Source organism: Streptomyces sp. NBC_01260, assembly GCF_036226405.1.
GTDB classification, from domain to species: domain Bacteria; phylum Actinomycetota; class Actinomycetes; order Streptomycetales; family Streptomycetaceae; genus Streptomyces; species Streptomyces laculatispora.
Map to the genome: position 1 here is coordinate 2,227,686 of NZ_CP108464.1, position 22,212 is coordinate 2,249,897.

2 protein-coding genes are annotated in these 22,212 nt (G+C 68.9%); both read right to left on the minus strand.

The window, feature by feature from the left end:
* Window positions 1–62: 62 nt before the first annotated feature.
* Window positions 63–11,294, minus strand: coding sequence for an SDR family NAD(P)-dependent oxidoreductase (locus OG322_RS09705; RefSeq protein WP_443066537.1), 11,232 nt, complete (start codon window positions 11,292–11,294; stop codon window positions 63–65).
* Window positions 11,291–22,168, minus strand: a complete 10,878-nt coding sequence (locus tag OG322_RS09710) for a type I polyketide synthase (RefSeq protein WP_329306298.1) — start codon at window positions 22,166–22,168, stop codon at window positions 11,291–11,293. Before OG322_RS09710 ends, OG322_RS09705 begins: the two co-directional genes overlap by 4 nt.
* Between the last annotated feature and the right edge of the window lie 44 nt (window positions 22,169–22,212).

The window sequence follows — 22,212 nt, forward strand, 5'->3', positions numbered from 1 at the left end:
TGCGGTTCCTCGGGTGCCGCGCCCCGTCCGGCCCGTCGGGCCGGACGTCTTCGGTCATTCGGTCATCCGGTCGCTCCGGCGTCGGCCGCTGCCCCGTTCGACGCCGACCACTCGTCCGACGCCAGCCACTCGTCGATGACGTGCGCGGTTTCCTCGGCGCGGTCCTCGACGAGGGTGAAGTGGTTGGCGCGCACGGTTCGCAGCGTGTGGCCGGCCTCCCAGGGCTCGGCACGGCCGCTGCCCAGGTCGGGGGACGCGTCATCCCCGTCCGGTACGAAGGACTGGGTGCACTGGACGAACAGCACCGGGGCCTCGACCGGGGTGAGCGGAAGCTGCGGCACCAGTTCCACCCAGCGGCCCATCGCGGAGAGCCTGCTGCTGTCGAACCGGCCGAACACGGCTTCCTTGTCGAACATGCCGAGTGCGAGGCCGTCGAGGGGGACGCCGTCGCTCCCGCCGTCGTGCACCTTGAACGTGTCCAGCAGGATGACGCCCGCCGGGCGCACCCCGCATTCCCGTTCCAGGTAGCCGGCGGTGGCGTAGGCGAGGGTGCCTCCGGACGAGTAGCCGAGCAGGACGAAGGGCTTCCCGTCAGCCGCGTCCAGCACGCTTCGCGCGAGTGCCTGGACGGCCGCATCGGACGACGTGGGCAGGCTCTCGCCCGCGAGGAATCCGGGGACCGGCAGTGCGGAGATCCTGTGCCTGCCTCCGAAGTGGGACACCAGACGTGCGTGCTGGTGCACGCCGCCCGTGGCCATCGGTGTGCTGAGGCAGATGAGATGCGGCCCCTGGGAGGCGTCCGCGAGCCGGACGGCGGTGGGCAGCCGGTCGATCTCGTCCACCGAACCGAAGCCCGGCCTGACGTCGGCGGCCGCCTGGAGGAGCGCGAATCCCTTGTCCGCGCGGCCGGAGACGACCGCGGAATGGAACAGGTCGCGAAGCGTCTCGGGCGGCCTGCCGACCGAGGGCGCCTCGGCCCCGCCGGCTGCGGAACCGTGCTCCGTCCCGTCCGCGCCCTCGGAGGCTTCCGCTTGACCTGCCCCGTCGGCCTGCGTTGACGCCAGGAGATCCGTGTGCAGCAGCCGGGCGAGCTCGGTCGGGCTCTTGCTGTCGAAGACCACCATCGGAGGAAGCCGCAGTCCGGTGTCCTTCATCAGGACGTTGCGGAGTTCCATCGCGCTCAGCGAGTCGAACCCGGCCTCCAGGAAGTCCCTTTCGGCGTCGAGGGCGTCCACGCTGCTGTGGCCGAGGAGTGCGGCCGCCCGCTCCATGACGAGTGTCTTGAGGAGGGCCTCCTGCCCTGCCTGATCGGCCTGCGTGAATCGTTGCCGCAGAGACGCCGCGTCCGGCCTGGCCACTGCACTGCGCCGCCTGGTGGTGGGGACGAGGTCGCGCAGGAGGGCGGGGATGGTGTCGGTACGCGTACGGAGTGCCGTGACATCGATCGGCAACGGGACCAGAGCGGCCCGGCCGGAAGCCAGACCCGCATCGAACAACGCAAGCCCCTGCTCCGGCTCCAACGCCGGCAACCCCTGACGCCTCATCCGCTCAAGATCCGCCTCACCCAACCACTCACCCATCCCCGCACCCGCCCACAACCCGTACGCCAGGGACGTAGCCGGCAGACCCTCCGCACGGCGGTGCACAGCCAGCGCGTCCAGGAACACATTCGCCGCCGCGTAATTCGCCTGACCCGCAGCCAACACCGAACCACCCGCCGACGAGAACATCACGAAGAACGCCAACCCACGCCCACGCGTCAACTCATGCAGATACCAGGCACCATCCGCCTTCGCACCCAACACCCGATCCAGACGAGCCCCGTCCATCGACCCCACCAGACCGTTGTCACCCGCACCAGCCGCATGGACGACACCGACCAGGTCCGCACCCACACCCTCCACCACACCAGCCACCGCGTCACGATCCGACATGTCACACGCCACCACCGACACCTCGGCACCCAACCCGCCAAGCACACGGCACAGTTCATCGGCACCAGGAGCCTCCGGACCCCGACGCCCCGCCAGCACCAAACGCCGCACCCCATGCACCTCCACCAGATGCCGGGCCACCAAACCACCCAGACCACCCGTACCACCCGTCACCAACACCACACCATCCGGCACCACCGATGCCACAGGAGCGACACCGGCAGCCACCTCAACCAGACGCGGCACCACGATGCCACCGCCACGCACCGCGACCTCCGGCTCACCCGACCCCAACACCGCATCCAAGACATCCGCCAACGACCCACCCGCAGGATCCACATCCACCAACACAAACCGGCCCGGATTCTCCGCCTGCGCCGCCCTCACCAACCCCCACACCGGCGCCACACACACATCCACACCAACGTCCGCTCCGACGGAAACCGCACCACGCGTCACGATCACCAGCGGACCATCTGCGCCCTCCTCATCCGCCAACCACCCCTGAACCCTCTCCAACACCCCACCCAACACCGACCGCACACCCACCACCGGATCCACACCCACGCCCACCACCGGCACCTCGAACACCACCGGGCTCAACGCACCAGCACCCTCCGCCACCCCAGCCGCCGCCAACGGCCGCCACGCCACCTCGTGCAACCCACCACCCACACCCGACCCAGTCAGCTGCTCCACCGAGACAGGACGAAGCGTCAGTCCATCGACCGAGAGGACCGGTGCTCCGGTCGCGTCAGCCATCGCCATGGATACGGTGTCGTCGCCGGCCCCGGTGAGGCGTACACGCAGCGCGGTCGGACCTGACGCGAACAGGCGGACGCCCTCCCAGAAGAAGGGGAGCGCGGGACGGCCGTCCGCGGCCGGGCCGGATTCGAGTTCGGCTGCTCGGAGGCCGAGGGCGTGCATCGTGGAGTCGAGAAGCGCGGGGTGCAGCCCGAACCGCTTGGCATCCGCATGTACGGAGTCGTCGAGTTCGACCTCCGCGAAGATCTCCTCTCCGGCGATCCATGCCGCCTTGAGCCCCTGGAACACCGGGCCGTAACCGTAGCCACGCTCCGAAAGGAGGTCGTACATGTCGGCGACCTCCACCCGGGCCGCGCCGGGCGGGGGCCATGCGGTGAGGTCGAAGTCCGGCACCGACTCACCCACGCCACCACCCAGCACACCATCCGCGTGCAACACCCACTCCGCACCCGCACCCTCCCGACGCGAATGCACCCGCACCGAACGACACCCCACCTCATCCACACCACCCACCACCACCTGCAACGCCACCCCACCACGCTCCGGAACAACCAACGGAGCCCGCAACGTCAACTCCTCCACCACCCCACAACCCACCTCATCAGCACCCCGCACCACCAACTCCACAAACGCCGCCCCCGGCAACAACACCGACCCCAACACCTCATGATCCGCCAACCACCCCAACCCCTCCAACGACAACCGCCCCGTCAACACCACACCACCCGAATCCGGCAACGCCACCACCGCACCCAACACCGGATGATCAACCACCACCTGACCCAAACCACCAGCATCACCACCACCCACACACTCCAACCAAAACCGCTCACGCTGAAACGCATACGTCGGCAGATCAACACGACGAGCACCCGAACCCTCAAAGAACCGGGCCCAGTCCACCGAAACACCAGCCACATGCAACTGCCCCAACGCCCCGACAGCCGCCGCCACCTCCGGACGCCCCTTACGCACCAACGGAACGAAGAGAGCTGAGTCCGAGCGTGCGGACTGTTGCGCCATCCCACTCAGCACACCATCCGGACCCACCTCAACAAACGACGTCACACCCCGCGACACGACGAACGACACCGCATCCGCGAACCGCACCGCCTCCCGCACATGCCGCACCCAGTACTCCGCCGAACCCCAGCCCTCGGCCAGATCCCCCGACACACCCGACACCACCGGAATCGACGCGGCACCGAACGACAACCCCGCCACCACCGCCCCGAACTCCGCCAGCATCGGCTCCATCAACGGTGAATGGAACGCATGCGACACCCGCAACACACTCGTCCTGCGGTCCAGTGCCTCGATCGTCGCGACCAGCTCGCGAACCGCTGACTCGGTACCCGAAACGACCACCGACCGCGGCCCGTTCACGGCAGCCAAAGCGACCCCGTCAGTCAGCAACGGAAGCACCTCGGCCTCCGTCGCCTCCACCGCCACCATCGACCCACCAGCCGGCAACGCCTGCATCAACCGACCGCGCGCCACCACCAATTCAGCTGCATCGGCCAGCGACAGCACACCCGAGACGTGCGCGGCAGCGATCTCACCGACCGAGTGGCCCACCAGGAAGTCCGGACGCACGCCCCACGACTCCACCAGCCGGAACAACGCCGTCTCGACCGCGAACAACCCGGCCTGCGCGAACATCGTCCCGTTCAACAGGTCAACATCCTCACCCCACACCACCTCACGCAACGAACGCCCCAACCGGGCATCCAGCTCACCCACCACCGCGTCGAACGCCTCAGCAAACACCGGGAACGCCTCATACAACTCCCGTCCCATACCCAGCCGTTGTGCACCCTGACCCGTGAACAAGAACGCCGTGGTTCCTACCGGCCGCGCAACCCCCCGGACCACCGAAGCCGTGCCCCCGCCCTCGGCCAGTGCGGTCAGGCCCCGTACGAGCTCCTCACGGTCCGACGCCGCCACCACCGCACGATGCTCAAGCACCGCACGCGACACCACCGACGAGAAACCCACATCCAGCAGAGAGGAGGAAGCACCTATCTGCTCCAGCAACTTCCCGGCCTGCGCCGACAGCCCTACCTCGCTCCGCGCGGACAGCACAACCGGAACCACCGGCAGTTCAGCAGTAGCGGCCGTTTCCGACTCCTCCACCACCGGAGCCTGCTCCACGATCACATGCGCGTTCGTCCCACTCAGACCGAACGACGACACACCCACCCGGCGCGCACGATCCCGCTCGGGCCACGCCCGAGACTCCGTCAACAACTCCACGGCGCCCGCCGCCCAGTCCACCTGCGGTGTCGGTACATCCACATGCAACGTCTTCGGCAACACACCATGCCGAATCGCCTGCACCGCCTTGATCACACCACCCACACCCGCAGCCGCCTGCGCATGACCCAAATTCGACTTCAACGACCCCAACCACAACGGATCACCCTCCGGACGCCCCTGCCCATACGTCGCCAACAGCGCCTGCGCCTCGATCGGATCACCCAACCGGGTCCCCGTCCCGTGCGCCTCCACCAGATCCACATCGGCGAACGACAACCCGGAGTTCTCCAGCGCCGCCCGAATCACCCGCTGCTGCGACGGACCATTCGGAGCCGTCAGCCCATTACTCGCACCATCCTGATTCACCGCACTGCCCCGCACCACAGCCAGCACTTCGTGCCCGAGCCGCCGGGCATCCGACAAGCGCTCGACCAGCAGAACGCCAACGCCCTCCGACCACGCGGCACCATCCGCGGCACCCGCGAACGACTTGCACCGACCATCCTTCGCCAACCCACGCTGACGGCTGAACTCGACGAACATGTCCGGGGTGGACATCACGGCCACGCCTCCGGCCAGCGCCATCGAGCACTCGCCCGAACGCAGCGCCTGGGCCGCCAGGTGCAACGCCACCAGCGACGACGAACACGCCGTGTCGACCGTGAGGGAAGGCCCCTCAAGGCCGAGCGTGTAGGAGATGCGACCGGACACCAGGCTGCCGCCCGTGGTCGCGGCGGCCTCCGTTCCCTGGCCGTAGTCGTGGTACATCAGGCCGGCGAAGACTCCGGTCCTGGTCCCCTTCAGGGAGCGGGGATCGATGGCCGCACGTTCGAGGGCTTCCCACGACGCCTCCAGCAGCAGCCGCTGCTGCGGGTCCATGATCAGGGCCTCGTTCGGGCTGATACCGAAGAACGCCGGGTCGAAGTCGCCGGCGTCGTAGAGGAAGCCGCCCTCGTTCGCGTAGGTCTTCCCCGGCACGCCCGGCTCGGGGTCGTACACGCCCTCGACGTCCCAGCCACGGTCGAGCGGGAACCCGGAAACCGCGTCGCGGCCTTCGGCGATGAGATCCCACAGGCCCTCGGGCGAGGTCACTCCGCCCGGGTAGCGGCACGCCATGCCCACAATGACGATCGGCTCGTCGTCCAGGTCGTGCACGGCGGGGCTGCTGTTCGGCCGCGCCGTCTCCCGTCCCCCGCTTCCTTCGAGTTCGCCGTCGATGTACCCCGCCACGGCTCGTGCGGTCGGGTAGTCGAAGACCAGCGTCGCGGGAAGCCGGAGCGCGGTCGTCAAGTTCAGTTCGTTGCGGAGCTCCACCGCGCTGAGCGAGTCGAAGCCGAGCTCCTGGAAGGGCCGGTCCGCCTCGATGGCCTGAGCCGAGGCATGGCCCAGCACCTTGGCCACGCGGTCACGGACCATCTCCAGCAGCTTGCGGGCTCGCTCGTCATCGGCGAGACCGGCCAGACTCCTCACGAGCTCCTGCCCGTCTCCGGTCCCGGCCACCGCGCGTACAGCGGGTCGCCTGGTGGTGGGGACGAGGTCGCGCAGGAGGGCGGGGATGGTGTCGGTACGCGTACGGAGTGCCGTGACGTCGATCGGCAACGGGACCAGAGCGGCCCGGCCGGAAGCCAGACCCGCATCGAACAACGCAAGCCCCTGCTCCGGCTCCAACGCCGGCAACCCCTGACGCCTCATCCGCTCAAGATCCGCCTCACCCAACCACTCACCCATCCCCGCACCAGCCCACAACCCGTACGCCAGGGAAGTAGCCGGCAGACCCTCCGCATGGCGGTGCACGGCCAGCGCGTCCAGGAACACATTCGCCGCCGCGTAGTTCGCCTGACCGGCCGCCAGCACCGAACCACCCGCCGACGAGAACATCACGAAGAACGCCAACTCACGCCCACGCGTCAACTCATGCAGATACCAGGCACCATCCGCCTTCGCACCCAACACCCGATCCAGACGAGCCCCGTCCATCGACCCCACCAGACCGTTGTCACCCGCACCAGCCGCATGGACGACACCGACCAGGTCCGCACCCACACCCTCCACCACACCAGCCACCGCGTCACGATCCGACATGTCACACGCCACCACCGACACCTCGGCACCCAACCCCTCCAACTCCCCCACCAACACATCAACCCCAGGAGCACTCAGCCCCCGGCGCCCCGCCAGCACCAAACGCCGCACCCCGTGCACCTCCACCAGATGCCGGGCCACCAAACCACCCAGACCACCCGTACCACCCGTCACCAACACCACACCATCCGGCACCACCGATGCCACAGGAGCGACACCGGCAGCCACCTCAACCAGACGCGGCACCACGATGCCACCGCCACGCACCGCAACCTCCGGCTCACCCGACCCCAACACCGCATCCAAGACATCCGCGAACACCCCACCCGAGGACTCCACATCCACCAACACAAACCGGCCCGGATTCTCCGCCTGCGCCGCCCTCACCAACCCCCACACCGGCGCCACACACACATCCACACCAACGTCCGCTCCGACGGAGACCGCACCACGCGTCACCACCACCAACGGACCACCACCACTTTCCTCATCCGCCAGCCACCCCTGCACCCTCTCCAACACCCCACCCAACACCGACCGCACACCCACCACCGGATCCACACCCACACCAACCGACGGCACCTCAAACACCACCGCCCCCGGCACCCCAGCACCATCCGCCACCCCAGCCGCCGCCAACGGCCGCCACGCCACCTCGTGCAACCCACCGCCCACACCCGACCCAGTCAGCTGTTCCACCGAGACAGGACGAGAGACCAACGCACCTACGCTGAGGACGGGTTGGCCCGTTCCATCCGCGACCAGAACCGCCACACTGTCCTGCCCGGCCGACGCGATCCGGACGCGGAGAACCGATGCCCCCGCCGCATGCAGAGCGACGTTGGTCCAGGCAAAAGGCAGAACAGTCGACTCGCCGGTCCCCGATCCGTCATCGATGAGGGCCACGTGCATGGCGGCATCGAGCAAAGCGGGGTGCAGGCCGAAGCGCTGGGCGTCGTCGTGCGCCGAGTCGGGCAGTGCGACCTCCGCGTACAGCTCTTCCCCGGAGGTCCAGGCTGCCTTGAGCCCCTGGAAGACCGGCCCGTATCCGTAGCCACGCTCGGAAAGGAGGTCGTACGCTCCCTCGACCTCGATCGCTGTAGCGCCCTTCGGCGGCCACACGGTCAGATCCGCGGCCGGGGTCTCCGCGCCCATGCCGAGGGTGCCTTCCGCATGACGCGTCCAAGGCCCGTGGTCGGCGCCGCCACTTCGTGAGAACACGCTGACCGAGCGCCGCCCCGTCGGATCGGCTGCGCCGATCGCCACCTGAATCGCGACATCGCCCTCTTCGGGGACCATGAGTGGCGCCTGCAGCGTCAGCTCTTCCAGGAGGTCGCAGCCAACCTCGTCGCCGGCTCTGACGGCCAGTTCGACGAAGGCTGTGCCGGGCAGGAGCACGCTGCCCAGCACGCCGTGATCGGCGATCCAGGGCTGGGTGGCCAGAGAGAGCCGTCCGGTGAGCACCATCTCATCCGCATCCGCCAGAGCGACGGCGGCGCCGAGGAGCGGGTGATCGGTAGTGCCCAGGCCGAACGAGCCGGGGTCGTTGCCACCGAGTTCCGCTTCCATCCAGTACCGCTCACGCTGGAAGGCATACGTCGGCAGATCGACACGACGAGCACCCGAGCCCTCAAAGAACCGGGCCCAATCCACCGAAACACCAGCCACATGCAACTGCCCCAACGCCCCGACAGCCGCCGCCACCTCCGGACGCCCCTTACGCACCAACGGCGCGAAGACCGCCGCGGACTCCGCGTCCACCGACTGCTGCGCCATCCCACTCAGCACACCATCCGGACCCACCTCAACAAACGACGTCACACCCCGCGACACAACGAACGACACCGCATCCGCGAACCGCACCGCCTCCCGCACATGCCGCACCCAGTACTCCGCCGAACCCCAGCCCTCGGCCAGATCACCCGACACACCCGACACCACCGGAATCGACGCGGCGCCGAACGACAACCCCGCCACCACCGCCCCGAACTCCGCCAACATCGGCTCCATCAACGGCGAATGAAACGCATGCGACACCCGCAACACACTCGTCCTACGCCCCTCACCAGCAAACTTCCCCACCAGATCAGCAACCGCCGACTCCACACCCGAAACCACCACAGAACGCGGCCCATTGACCGCCGCAATCCCCACCTCACCATTCAGCAACGGAAGCACCTCGGCCTCCGTCGCCTCCACCGCCACCATCGACCCACCAGCCGACAACCCCTGCATCAACCGACCACGCGCCACCACCAGCTCAGCCGCATCCGACAGCGACAACACGCCGGACACGTGCGCGGCAGCGATCTCACCCACCGAGTGGCCCACCAAGAAGTCAGGACGCACCCCCCACGACTCCACCAACCGGAACAACGCCGTCTCCACCGCGAACAACCCGGCCTGCGCGAACATCGTCCCGTTCAGGACCTCGGCGTCCTCACCCCACACCACCTCACGCAACGAACGCCCCAACCGGGCATCCAGCTCAACCAACACAGCATCGAACGCCGCAGCAAACACCGGGAACGCCTCATACAGCTCCCGGCCCATCCCCAACCGCTGCGCACCCTGACCCGTGAACAGGAACGCAACCTTGCCCGCCGGCCGCACCGAACCCCGCACCACCGAAGGCATCAACTCTCTCTCGGTCAGCGCCGTCAGCCCCCGCACCAACTCCTCACGGTCCGACGCCGCCACCACCGCACGATGCTCCAACACCGCACGCGACACCACCGACGAGAAACCCACATCCACCAGAGCAGGCGAAGCCGACTCCTCCATCCGGGCCAGCAGCCTCGCCGCCTGCCCCGACAGACCCGCCTCACTCCGCGCCGACAACACCACCGGAACCACCGACAGCCCAACCCCCGGCACTGCCTCCGGCTCCACCACCACCGGAGCCTGCTCCACAATCACATGCGCATTCGTCCCACTCAGACCAAACGACGACACACCCACCCGACGCGGACGATCCCGCTCCGGCCACACCCGCGACTCCGTCAACAACTCCACCGCACCCACAGACCAATCCACCTGCGGCGTCGGCACATCCACATGCAACGTCCTCGGCAACACACCATGCCGAATCGCCTGCACCGCCTTGATCACACCACCCACACCCGCAGCCGCCTGCGCATGACCCAAATTCGACTTCAACGACCCCAACCACAGCGGATCGCCCTCCGGACGCCCCTGCCCATACGTCGCCAACAGCGCCTGCGCCTCGATCGGATCACCCAACCGGGTCCCCGTCCCGTGCGCCTCCACCAGATCAACCTGATCCGACGAAATCTGCGCATCAGCCAACGCCGCCCGAATCACCCGCTGCTGCGACGGACCATTCGGAGCCGTCAGCCCATTACTCGCACCATCCTGATTCACCGCACTGCCCCGCAGCACGGCCAGGACCGGGTGTCCGTTGCTGCGGGCGTCGGAAAGCTTCTCCAGGAGCAGGACGCCGGCCCCCTCCGACCAGCTGGTGCCGTCAGTGGAGCCCGCGAACGACTTGCAGCGGCCGTCCTTGGAGAGGCCGCCCTGTCGGCTGAACTCGACGAAGACCTCAGGCGTCGCCATGAGCGCCACGCCTCCGGCCAGCGCCATCGAGCACTCGCCCGAACGCAGCGCCTGGGCCGCCAGGTGCAATGCCACCAGCGAGGACGAACACGCCGTGTCCAGTGTCATCGACGGGCCCTCGAAGCCGAAGACGTACGAGACACGGCCCGACGCGATGGAACCCGTGGCGCTGTTGTGGGCGTAGTCGTGGTACATCATCCCGGCGAATACGCCGGTCTTGCTGCCCTTCAACGTGGTGGGGTCGATGCCGGCCCGCTCGAACGCCTCCCAGGACGTCTCCAGCAGCAGCCGCTGCTGCGGGTCCATGGTCAGGGCCTCGTTCGGGCTGATACCGAAGAACGCCGGGTCGAACGTGTCTGCGGAGTGGAGGAATCCGCCCTTGTTGACGTAGCTGGTGTTCTGTCGCGCGCCGTCCGGATCGTAGAGGTCACCGAGGTTCCAGCCGCGGTTCCCCGGAAACTCGGATATGGCGTCCACGCCGTCGTTCACCAGCTGCCACAGGGCCTCAGGCGATTCGACACCACCGGGAAAGCGGCAGCTCATCGCGACGATGGCGATGGGCTCGCGAGCCACGGACGACAGTTTTCGGTTGTGGGCCCGCAGACGGTCGTTCTCCTTGAGCGACGCCCGCAGCGCGGCGACCAGCTTCTCGTCAGAATTACTCATCGGGGCTCTCACATTCCCTGCGTCGCGTCGTCAAGGCCGGATCCGTCGAGCGCCATGCTGATCAGGCTCTCGGCATCCATCGAGTCGATGGAGTCGGCAGAGGGCTCATCCATGCTTTGCGCCTCGTTCGCCGGCTCGTCGTGAGCACCGGCGAGTTCGAAGAGGACTTCCATCAGTCCCGCGTCCCTGAGCCGGCTCAGGGGAATTCCCTGCAGAATGCGTCGGACCCGCTCCTCTCCGACGGCCTCCTCGTCGGTGGGAGAGTCGGGGCGCAGTTCCTCCGCGAGGTACTGCGCGAGCATGCGGGAGTTCGGGTAGTCGAAGACCAGCGTGGCCGAGGGGCGCAGTCCGGTGGCCTGGGCCAGGCCATTGCGGAACTCCACCGCAGCCAGCGAATCGAACCCGAGCTCCTTGAACGCCCGGTCCGGCTCGATGGCCGAGGGGCCCGCGTACCCGAGGATGGCGGCCGCGTGGGCGCGTACGAGGTCGAGCACCTGGTCCGCACGTTCGTCGTCGGTCAGTGAGGTCATCCGCCGGCGGAACGCCGCAGCACCGGACGCCGACGCGTCGGTGGGCCGGTGGCCACTGGGCCGTACCAGTCCTCGGAACAGATCGGGCAGGTCGTCCGGCTCCGGGGCCCCCGCCCCGGTGAGATCGACCCGCATGGTGACGAGTGCGGTTCTGCCGGAGGTCTCGGCCGCGTCGAAGAGGGCGGTTCCTTCCTCACCCGAGAGCGGTTCGATGCCGGTCCGGCGCATCCGCTGGGAGTCGGCGCTCTGCAGGGTGTCCGCCATGCCGCCGTCCGCCCAGGGTCCCCAGGCGAGGGACTGTGCGGGGAGCCCTTCGGCCCTGCGGTAGGTGGCCAGCGCATCCAGGAACGCGTTGGCAGCCGCGTAGTTGCCCTGCCCCGGGTTACCGAGCACTCCGGCAGCCGAGGAGAAGAGGACGAAGGCGGCGAGGTCCATGCCCCGCGTCAGCTCATGCAGGTTCAACGCCGCATCCACCTTCGGACGCAGCACCGCCCCCACCCGCTCCGACGTCAACGAACCGATCACCCCGTCATCCAGCACCCCCGCCAGATGCACCACCCCCACCAACGGCCGATCCACCGGAATCGCCCCCAACACCCCCGCCAACGCATCCCGATCAGCCACATCACACGCCTCGACCACCACCTCAGCACCCCAACCCGCCAACTCCTCAACCAACTCCCCCACACCCTCAGCCACACCACCACGACGACTCGTCAACACCAACCGCCGCACCCCACGCTCCATCACCAAATGACGCGCAAACACACGACCCAACATCCCCGTACCACCCGTCAACAACACCGTCCCCACCGAACCGAACTCCACCCCGCTCCGGTCTCCCGCGGAAGGCTCGACGCGTTCCAGCCTGCCGACGTGCGCACGGCTCTCCCGCACCACCACCTGCGACTCACCCAGTGCAACCGCCCGTGCCACACCGGCCAGACCGCCCACACCGTCCAACTCGCCGTCCAGCAATACGATCCGCCCCGGATTCTCCGACTGAGCCGACCGCACCAACCCCCACACAGCCGCCCCAGCCACATCACCCACACCTTCACCGGACAGCCCCACCGCACCAACCGTCCGCACCACCAACCGCGACCCACCAAACCGCTCATCACCCAGCCACTCCTGCACCACCCCCAACACCTCACACACCGCATCCCGCACACCACCCGCAGAACCAGAGCCAACCCCAACCCCGCCGCCACGCACCGAATCGAACACCACCACATCCGGCACCACACCCCGACCCGCATCCGACGAACCCACCACATCGCTCCAACGATCCACCGTCAGACCGTCAACAGCACCCGCACCTGCGCCCGGCCATGCCACCTCCGGCCACTCCACCCCGAACAACGACCCCCGCACACCCGACTCCGCAACCGCCCGCCGCTCCCCGACCACCGAACGCAACACCAACGACTCCACCGACGCCACCACACCACCACCCACATCGGCCAACACCACCGACACCCGACCCTCACCCACCACCGACACCCGAACCCGCACCACCGACACACCCACCACACCCAACGACACACCCGACCACGCAAACGGCAACGCAGCACCCCCACCCACCGCACCCGACAACGCCACCCCATGCAACGCCGCATCAAACAGCGCCGGATGAAGCTCGTAGGTTCCCGGCTCGGTGCCTTCGGGGAGGCCGACCTCCGCAAAGACGTGGTCGTCGGTTCGCCAGGCTCCGTTCAGTCCACGGAAGGCCGGCCCGTACCGCAGACCGGCTTCCGCCATCCCGTCGTAGAAGCCGTCCAGATCGACCGGCTCCGCACCGGCCGGAGGCCACTGCCCGGCGCTCCACGCCACGTCCTCTGCACGGAGGGCATCGGCCGCAACGGCGAGCGAACCGGTGGCGTGCCGCACCCACGGCAGGTTCGTCCCCTCGCCCCGCGAGTGAACGGTGACTGCTCGTCGGCCGGAGTCGTCGGGAGAGCCGACGACGACCTGGAGGGCTACGCCACCGTGCTCCGGGAGAATCAGAGGTGTTTCGAGGGTCAGCTCTTCCAGGGTGGTGCAGCCGACTTCGCGTGCCGCTCTCAGTGCCAGTTCCACGAAACCGGTACCGGAGAAGAGGATGGCGTCACCGACAGCGTGGTCCGCCAGCCAGAGGTGAGATCCGGTGGACAGCCGACCGGTCAGTACCACGCTGTCCGTATCGGGCGAGTTCACCACCGCGCTGAGAAGGGGGTGGCCGGCAGATTCCTGTCCGATGGATTCGAGGTCCGTACCGCGCTGCTCGCCGACGATCCAGTAGTTCTGGTGCTGGAAGGCGTAGGTCGGCAGATCGACGCGACGAGCGCCCGAGCCCTCGAAGTACCGGGCCCAGTCCACCGAGACACCGGCCACATGCAACTGCCCCAACGCCGCGACAGCCGCCGCCACCTCAGGACGCCCCTTACGCACCAGCGGCGCGAAGACAGCCGACTCCGCGTCCACCGACTGCTGCGCCATCCCACTCAGCACACCATCGGGGCCCACCTCAACAAACGACGTCACACCCCGCGACACGACGAACGACACTGCGTCCGCGAACCGCACCGCCTCCCGCACATGCCGCACCCAGTACTCCGCCGAACCCCAGCCCTCGGCCAGATCACCCGACACACCCGACACCACCGGAATCGACGCGGCGCCGAACGACAACCCGGCCACCACCGCCCCGAACTCCGCCAGCATCGGCTCCATCAACGGCGAATGAAACGCATGCGACACCCGCAACACACTCGTCCTACGCCCCTCACCAGCAAACTTCCCCACCAGATCAGCAACCGCCGACTCCACACCCGAAACCACCACAGAACGCGGCCCATTGACCGCCGCAATCCCCACCTCATCACTCAGCAACGGAAGCACCTCAGCCTCCGCCGCCTCCACCGCCACCATCGACCCACCAGCCGACAACCCCTGCATCAACCGACCACGCGCCACCACCAACTCAGCCGCATCCGACAGCGACAACGCACCCGACACATGCGCCGCCGCGATCTCACCCACCGAATGACCCACCAGGAAGTCCGCACGCACCCCCCACGACTCCACCAGCCGGAACAACGCCGTCTCCACCGCGAACAACCCGGCCTGCGCGAACATCGTCCCGTTCAGGACCTCGGCGTCCTCACCCCACACCACCTCACGCAACGAACGCCCCAACCGGGCATCCAGCTCAACCAACACAGCATCGAACGCCGCAGCAAACACCGGGAACGCCCCATACAACTCCCGGCCCATCCCAAGCCGCTGCGCACCCTGACCCGTAAACAGGAACGCAACCCTGCCCGCCGGCCGCACCGACCCCCGCACGACCGAAGGCATCAACTCTCTCTCGGTCAGCGCCGTCAGGCCCCGTACGAGCTCCTCACGGTCCGACGCCGTCACCACCGCACGATGCTCAAGCACCGCACGCGACACCACCGACGAAAAACCCACATCCAGCAGAGAGGAGGAAGCACCTATCTGCTCCAGCAACTTCCCGGCCTGCGCCGACAGCCCTACCTCGCTCCGCGCGGACAGCACAACCGGAACCACCGGCAGTTCAGCAGTAGCGGCCGTTTCCGACTCCTCCACCACCGGAGCCTGCTCCACGATCACATGCGCGTTCGTCCCACTCAGACCGAACGACGACACACCCACCCGGCGCGCACGATCCCGCTCGGGCCACGCCCGAGACTCCGTCAGCAGCTCCACCGCACCCGCCGACCAATCCACCTGCGGCGTCGGTACATCCACATGCAACGTCTTCGGCAACACACCATGCCGAATCGCCTGCACCGCCTTGATCACACCACCCACACCCGCAGCCGCCTGCGCATGACCCAAATTCGACTTCAACGACCCCAACCACAACGGATCACCCTCCGGACGCCCCTGCCCATACGTCGCCAACAGCGCCTGCGCCTCAATCGGATCACCCAACCGGGTCCCCGTCCCGTGCGCCTCCACCAGATCAACCTGATCCGACGAAATCTGCGCATCAGCCAACGCCGCCCGAATCACCCGCTGCTGCGACGGACCATTCGGAGCCGTCAGCCCATTACTCGCACCATCCTGATTCACCGCACTGCCCCGCACCACAGCCAGCACTTCGTGCCCGAGCCGCCGGGCATCCGACAAGCGCTCGACCAGCAGAACGCCGACACCTTCCGACCACGCGGCACCATCCGCGGCACCCGCGAACGACTTGCACCGACCATCCTTCGCCAACCCACGCTGACGGCTGAACTCGACGAAGACCTCGGGCTCCGACATGACCGCCACGCCGCCCGCCAGCGCGAGGGAGCACTCTCCGGAACGCAGCGCCTGGATCGCGAGGTGCAGCGCGACCAGCGACGACGAGCACGCGGTGTCCACCGTCATCGACGGCCCTTCCAGGCCGAGTACGTAGGAGATCCGGCCGGAGGCGATACCGCCCGTGCTCGCGTTGTGGGCGTAGTCGTGGTACATCATTCCGGCGAATACGCCGGTCCGGCTCTCCTTGAGGGAGAGCGGGTCGATGCCGGCCCGCTCGAACGCCTCCCAGGACGTCTCCAGCAGCAGCCGCTGCTGCGGGTCCATGATCAGGGCTTCGTTCGGGCTGATACCGAAGAAAGCCGGGTCGAATCCGGGGGCGTCGTCGAGGAACCCACCACGGGCGACGTAACTGGTGTCCGGCCGGATGCCTTCCGGGTCGTAGATCTTCCGCAGGTCCCAGCCCCGGTCGGACGGGAAGTCGGAGATGAGGTCGGCTCCCTCGGTCACGGCCTGCCAGAGGTCCTCGGGTGAGCCGACGTTGCCCGGGTACCGGCACGCCATGCCCACAATGACGATCGGGTCGTCCGTGTGCGCGGCGGAGTTCGGGCTCACCGCGGCCAGGGCCGCTGTCGCGGGGGCGCCCGCCACCTCGTTCAGCAGGTGGCGGGCCAGGGCCACCGGGGTGGGGTAGTCGAAGACGACGGTCGCGGGGAGACGGAGCGCGACGGCTTCGGCCAGCGCGTTACGGAACTCCACCGCCCGCAAGGAGTCGAAGCCGAGGTCCTTGAACGCCTTCTCCGGTTCGATGGCCTGGAGTGAGCTGTATCCGAGAACGGAGGCGACCTGTTCGAGGACGACCTCCAGCATCGCTCCTTCCCGCTCGGGCTCGGCGAGCCGCGCGAGCCGCTGCTGGAGACCGTTCGCCTCGACGCGGCCCGTGGCCTTGCGCCGGGTGACGACCGGAACCAGGGTGCGGAAGAGTTCGCGGCTGCTGTCGCCCTGGGCCCGTACGGCGGCAAGGTCGAGCTGCACCGGAACCGCCACCGGGGTGTCCATCCGCAGTGCGGCGTCGAAGAGGGCCACTCCTCGTTCCGAGGAGATCGGGAAGACGCCGCCGACGGAGGAGATACGGGAGCGCTCGGCACCGGACAGCTTTCCGGTCATGCCGCTGGCCTCGTCCCAGAAGCCCCAGGCGAGGGAGTGCGCGGGGAGCCCTTCGGCCCTGCGGTGCGTGGCCAGCGCGTCCAGGAACGCGTTGGCGGCCGCGTAGTTGCCCTGGCCCGCGTTGCCGAAGGTGCCGGCCACGGAGGAGAAGAGGACGAAGGCGGCGAGGTCCATGCCCCGCGTCAGCTCATGCAGGTTCAACGCCGCATCCACCTTCGGACGCAGCACCGCCCCCACCCGCTCCGACGTCAACGAACCAATCACCCCGTCATCCAGCACCCCCGCCAGATGCACCACCCCCACCAACGGCCGATCCACCGGAATCGCCCCCAACACCCTCGCCAACGCATCCCGATCAGCCACATCACACGCCTCGACCACCACCTCAGCACCCCAACCCGCCAACTCCTCAACCAACTCCCCCACACCCTCAGCCACACCACCACGACGACTCGTCAACACCAACCGCCGCACCCCACGCTCCATCACCAGATGACGCGCAAACACACGACCCAACGTCCCCGTACCACCCGTCAACAACACCGTCCCCACCGAACCGAACTCCACCCCGCCTGCACCCTCATCGGACGGCGGCACCGCACGCACCAACCGGCCCACATGCGCACGGCTCTCCCGCACCACCACCTGCGACTCACCCAACGCGACCACCCGTGCCACACCGGCCAGACCGCCCACGTCATCCAACTCGCCGTCCAACAACACGATCCGCCCCGGATTCTCCGACTGAGCCGACCGCACCAACCCCCACACAGCCGCCCCAGCCACATCACCCACACCCTCATCCACACCGGACAGCCCCACCGCACCAACCGTCCGCACCACCAACCGCGACCCACCAAACCGCTCATCACCCAGCCACTCCTGCACCACCCCCAACACCTCACACACCGCATCCCGCACACCACCCGCAGAACCGGAGCCAACCCCAACCCCAACCCCGCCGCCACGCACCGAATCGAACACCACCACATCCGGCACCACACCCCGGCCCGCATCCGACGAACCCACCACATCGCTCCAACGACCAACTACGACACCACCGACCTCCTCCCCACCGGGCAACGCCACCTCCGGCCACTCCACCCCGAACAACGACCCCCACACACCCGACTCCGCAACCGCCCGCCGCTCCCCGACCACCGAACGCAACACCAACGACTCCACCGACGCCACCACACCACCACCCACATCGGCCAACACCACCGACACCCGACCCTCACCCACCACCGACACCCGAACCCGCACCACCGACACACCCACCACACCCAACGACACACCCGACCACGCAAACGGCAACGCAGCACCCCCACCCACCGCACCCGACAACGCCACCCCATGCAACGCCGCATCAAACAGCGCCGGATGAAGCCGGAAGTCCGTCGTGGTCGTTCCGGTGGGGAGGGCGACCTCGGCATAGACGTCGCCGTCGGCGCGCCACGCCGCATTCAGTCCTCGGAAGACGGGCCCGTACCGCAGTCCCTCCTGCGCCATGCCCTCGTAGAAGCCGTCCAGGTCCACCGGCTCCGCACCGGCCGGAGGCCACTGCCCGGCGCTCCACGCCACGTCCTCCGCACCGGGCGTTCCCGCGCCCGATGTCGTGGTGGCGGGCGCGACGACACCGGTCGCGTGCCGTGTCCACGGCTGGTCGCCGTCCTCCGTGCGGGCGTGCACGGTCACCGGGCGCCGGCCGGCCGGGTCGGCGGTGCCGACCGTGACGCGTACCGCCACACCGCCCCGCTCGGGGACGATCAGCGGGGCCTCCAGCGTCAGTTCGTCGATCACCGGGCAGCCGACCTGGTCACCGGCGTAGCCGGCGAGTTCCAGCTGTCCGGTGCCGGGGAAGAACGCGGAGTCGCCCACGCGGTGGTCGCCGAGCCAGGGGTGGGCGCCGAGGGACAGGCGTCCCGTCAGGCTGAGGGCGTCCGTGTCCGGAGCCGAGACCCGGGCGCCGAACAGCGGGTGGCCGGCCGGTTCGAGGCCCGCGGTCAGCACGTCCCCGGCGCCGGTGGGCGCGGTGACCCAGTAGCGCTCGCGCTGGAAGGCGTACGTCGGCAGCTCGACGCGGTGGGTGGGCGCGGCATCGTGGAAGAGGCTCCAGTCGACCGGGGCGCCGTGCACGTAGGCCTCGGCCAGCGACAGGGCGAAGCGGTCCGGGCCGCCGCTGTGGCGGCGCAGCGAGCCGACCGCGGTGGCGTTGGCCGAGCCGGCGGCGACCGTCTCTCCGAGGGCGATGAAGAGGCCCGGGTGGGGGCTGGCCTCCACGAAGAGGGTGAACCCGTCGTCGAGCATGGCCCGGGTGGTGTCCTCGAAGCGCACGGTGCGGCGCAGGTTCTCGTACCAGTAGCCGGCGTCGAGTGCGGTGGTGTCGATCGGGCCGCCGGTCACCGTGGAGTAGAAGGTCGTGGTGGACGGGCGGGGGGTGACCTCGGCGATCTCGGCCAGCAGGCGGTCGCGTATCTCCTCGACGAACACCGAGTGCGAGGCGTAGTCCACCGGGATGCGGCGGGCCTGTACGCCCTGCGTCTCCAGGTGGGCGTACAGCTCGTCCAGGGCTTCCGTCTCGCCGCACACGACGGTGGAGGAGGGGCTGTTGACCACGGCGATCTGGAGCCGGTCGCCCCATCCGCTCATCATCGATTCGGCCTGTGCGGAGGGCAGCGCGACCGACATCATGCCGCCGCGTCCGGCGAGGTCCTGGCGGATGATCCTGCTGCGGAGTGCGACGACGCGGGCGCCGTCCTCCAACGAGAGGGCCCCGGCGACGCAGGCGGCCGCGATCTCTCCCTGGGAGTGGCCGACGACGGCGGCGGGCTCCACACCGCACGCGCGCCAGAGGCCCGCGAGGGAGACCATGACGGCCCACAGGACCGGCTGGACGACGTCGACCTCGTCGAAGGTGGGCGCTCCCGGGCGCTGGTGGACGACATCGAGGAGGTCCCAGTCGGTGAAGGGCGCCAGGGCGTCGGCGCACTCGCGCATCCGGTCGGCGAACACCGGTGAGGAGGCGAGGAGTTCGACGGCCATGCCGGCCCACTGGGAGCCCTGGCCGGGGAAGACGAAGGCGACCTGGGCGGGGCCGGTGGCGGTGCCGCGGATCACGTGCGGCGCCTTGGTTCCGTCCGCGAGTGCGTCCAGGCCGGTGAGCAGAGAGGTGGACAGGGAGGTGGGCAGAGGGGTGGGGTCGTTGTCGTTCCCGGCGGCCGGGAGGGTGCCGGTGCCGAGGACGACGGCGCGGTGCTCGAACGCGGTGCGGGTGGCGATGAGGGCGTGGCCGATGTCCTGGGGGCGGGCGGCGGCGCCGGCTCCGTCCCGTACGAAGGAGGCCAGCCGCGCCGCCTGGGCACGCAGGCCCGCGGCGCTGCGTCCCGAGACGAGGAACGGGGCGACGGGTGTGGTGAAGGGAAGGGCCCGGGTGTCCTTGCCCGGCTGTCCCTCGTCCGGCTGCGCGCTCTCGCCGTCGCTCGTTCCGGTGGTCGCACCGGTCGCGCTGTCGCGGCCCGTCGGGGCGGGTTCGGCGGCGGGTTCCGGCGCCGGGGCCTCCTGGAGGATCACGTGCGCGTTGGTGCCGCTGAGCCCGAACGCCGAGATGCCGGCGGTCCGCGGGTGACCGTTCTGCGCCCAGGGTTCGGCCTCGGTGAGCAGGCTGACGTGGCCGGAGCTCCAGTCGACGTGGGTGGAGGGCTGCTCGACGTGCAGGGTCCTGGGGAGCAGGCCGTTGCGCAGGGCCATCACCATCTTGATGACGCCGCCGACGCCGGCCGCCGCCTGGGCGTGGCCGATGTTGGCCTTGAGCGAGCCCAGCCGCAGCGGCTGTTCGGCGGTACGGTCCTGGCCGTAGGTGGCGAGCAGGGCCTGCGCCTCGATCGGGTCGCCGAGGGTGGTGCCGGTGCCGTGCGCCTCGACGACGTCGACGTGGGCGCCGGGTACGCGTGCGTTGGCGAGGGCCTGGCGGATGACGCGTTGCTGGGACGGGCCGCTGGGGGCGGTGAGGCCGTTGGAGGCCCCGTCGGAGTTGATGGCCGATCCGCGTACGACGGCGAGCACGGGGTGTCCGTTGCGGCGGGCGTCGGAGAGGCGCTCCAGCAGGACGATGCCCGCGCCCTCCGACCAGCCGGTGCCGTCGGCGGTGTCGGAGAACGCCTTGCAGCGCCCGTCGGGCGCGAGGCCGCGCTGCTTGCTGAAGGCGACGAAGGGCGCAGCTGTCGACATGACCATGACGCCGCCGGCCAGGGCGAGGCTGCATTCGTCCTGGCGCAGGGCCTGTGCGGCGAGGTGCAGGGCGACGAGCGACGACGAGCAGGCGGTGTCCACGGTGAAGGACGGGCCTTCGAGGCCGAGGGTGTAGGAGATGCGGCCGGAGATGACGGAGGCGGCCCGGGCGGTGGCCATGTAGGCCTCGACGGCCTCGGGTACGCCTTCGGGGAAGTCGCCGTAGTCCTGGATGCCGGATCCCATGTAGACGCCGACGCGGCCGCCGCGCAGGGTCTCCGGGTCGATTCCGGCCCGTTCGAAGGCCTCCCAGGCGACTTCGAGGGTGAGGCGCTGCTGCGGGTCGGTGGCCTCCGCCTCCATGGGGCCGATGCCGAAGAACCCGGCGTCGAAGTCGCCCGCGCCCTGCAGGAATCCGCCCTGGTGCACGTAGCTGGTGCCCGGCTGCGAGGCGTCCTCGCCCATCAGCTGGTCGAGGTCCCAGCCCCGGTCGTCCGGCATGCCCGATACGGCGTCGCGGCCCTCGGCGACCAGGTGCCACAGTTCCTCGGGGGTGGTCACCCCGCCGGGGAAGCGGCAGCCCATGGCCACGATGGCGATGGGCTCCTGCGCGGCGGCCTCGGCGTCCTGAAGGCGGCGCCGGGTGCGGTGCAGGTCGGCGGTCACCTTTTTGAGGTAGTCGAGGATCTTCTCGTCGTTGGCCATATCGGTCTCACCGAGTCCTTTGGGTCAGATGCCGGCAGCGTGCC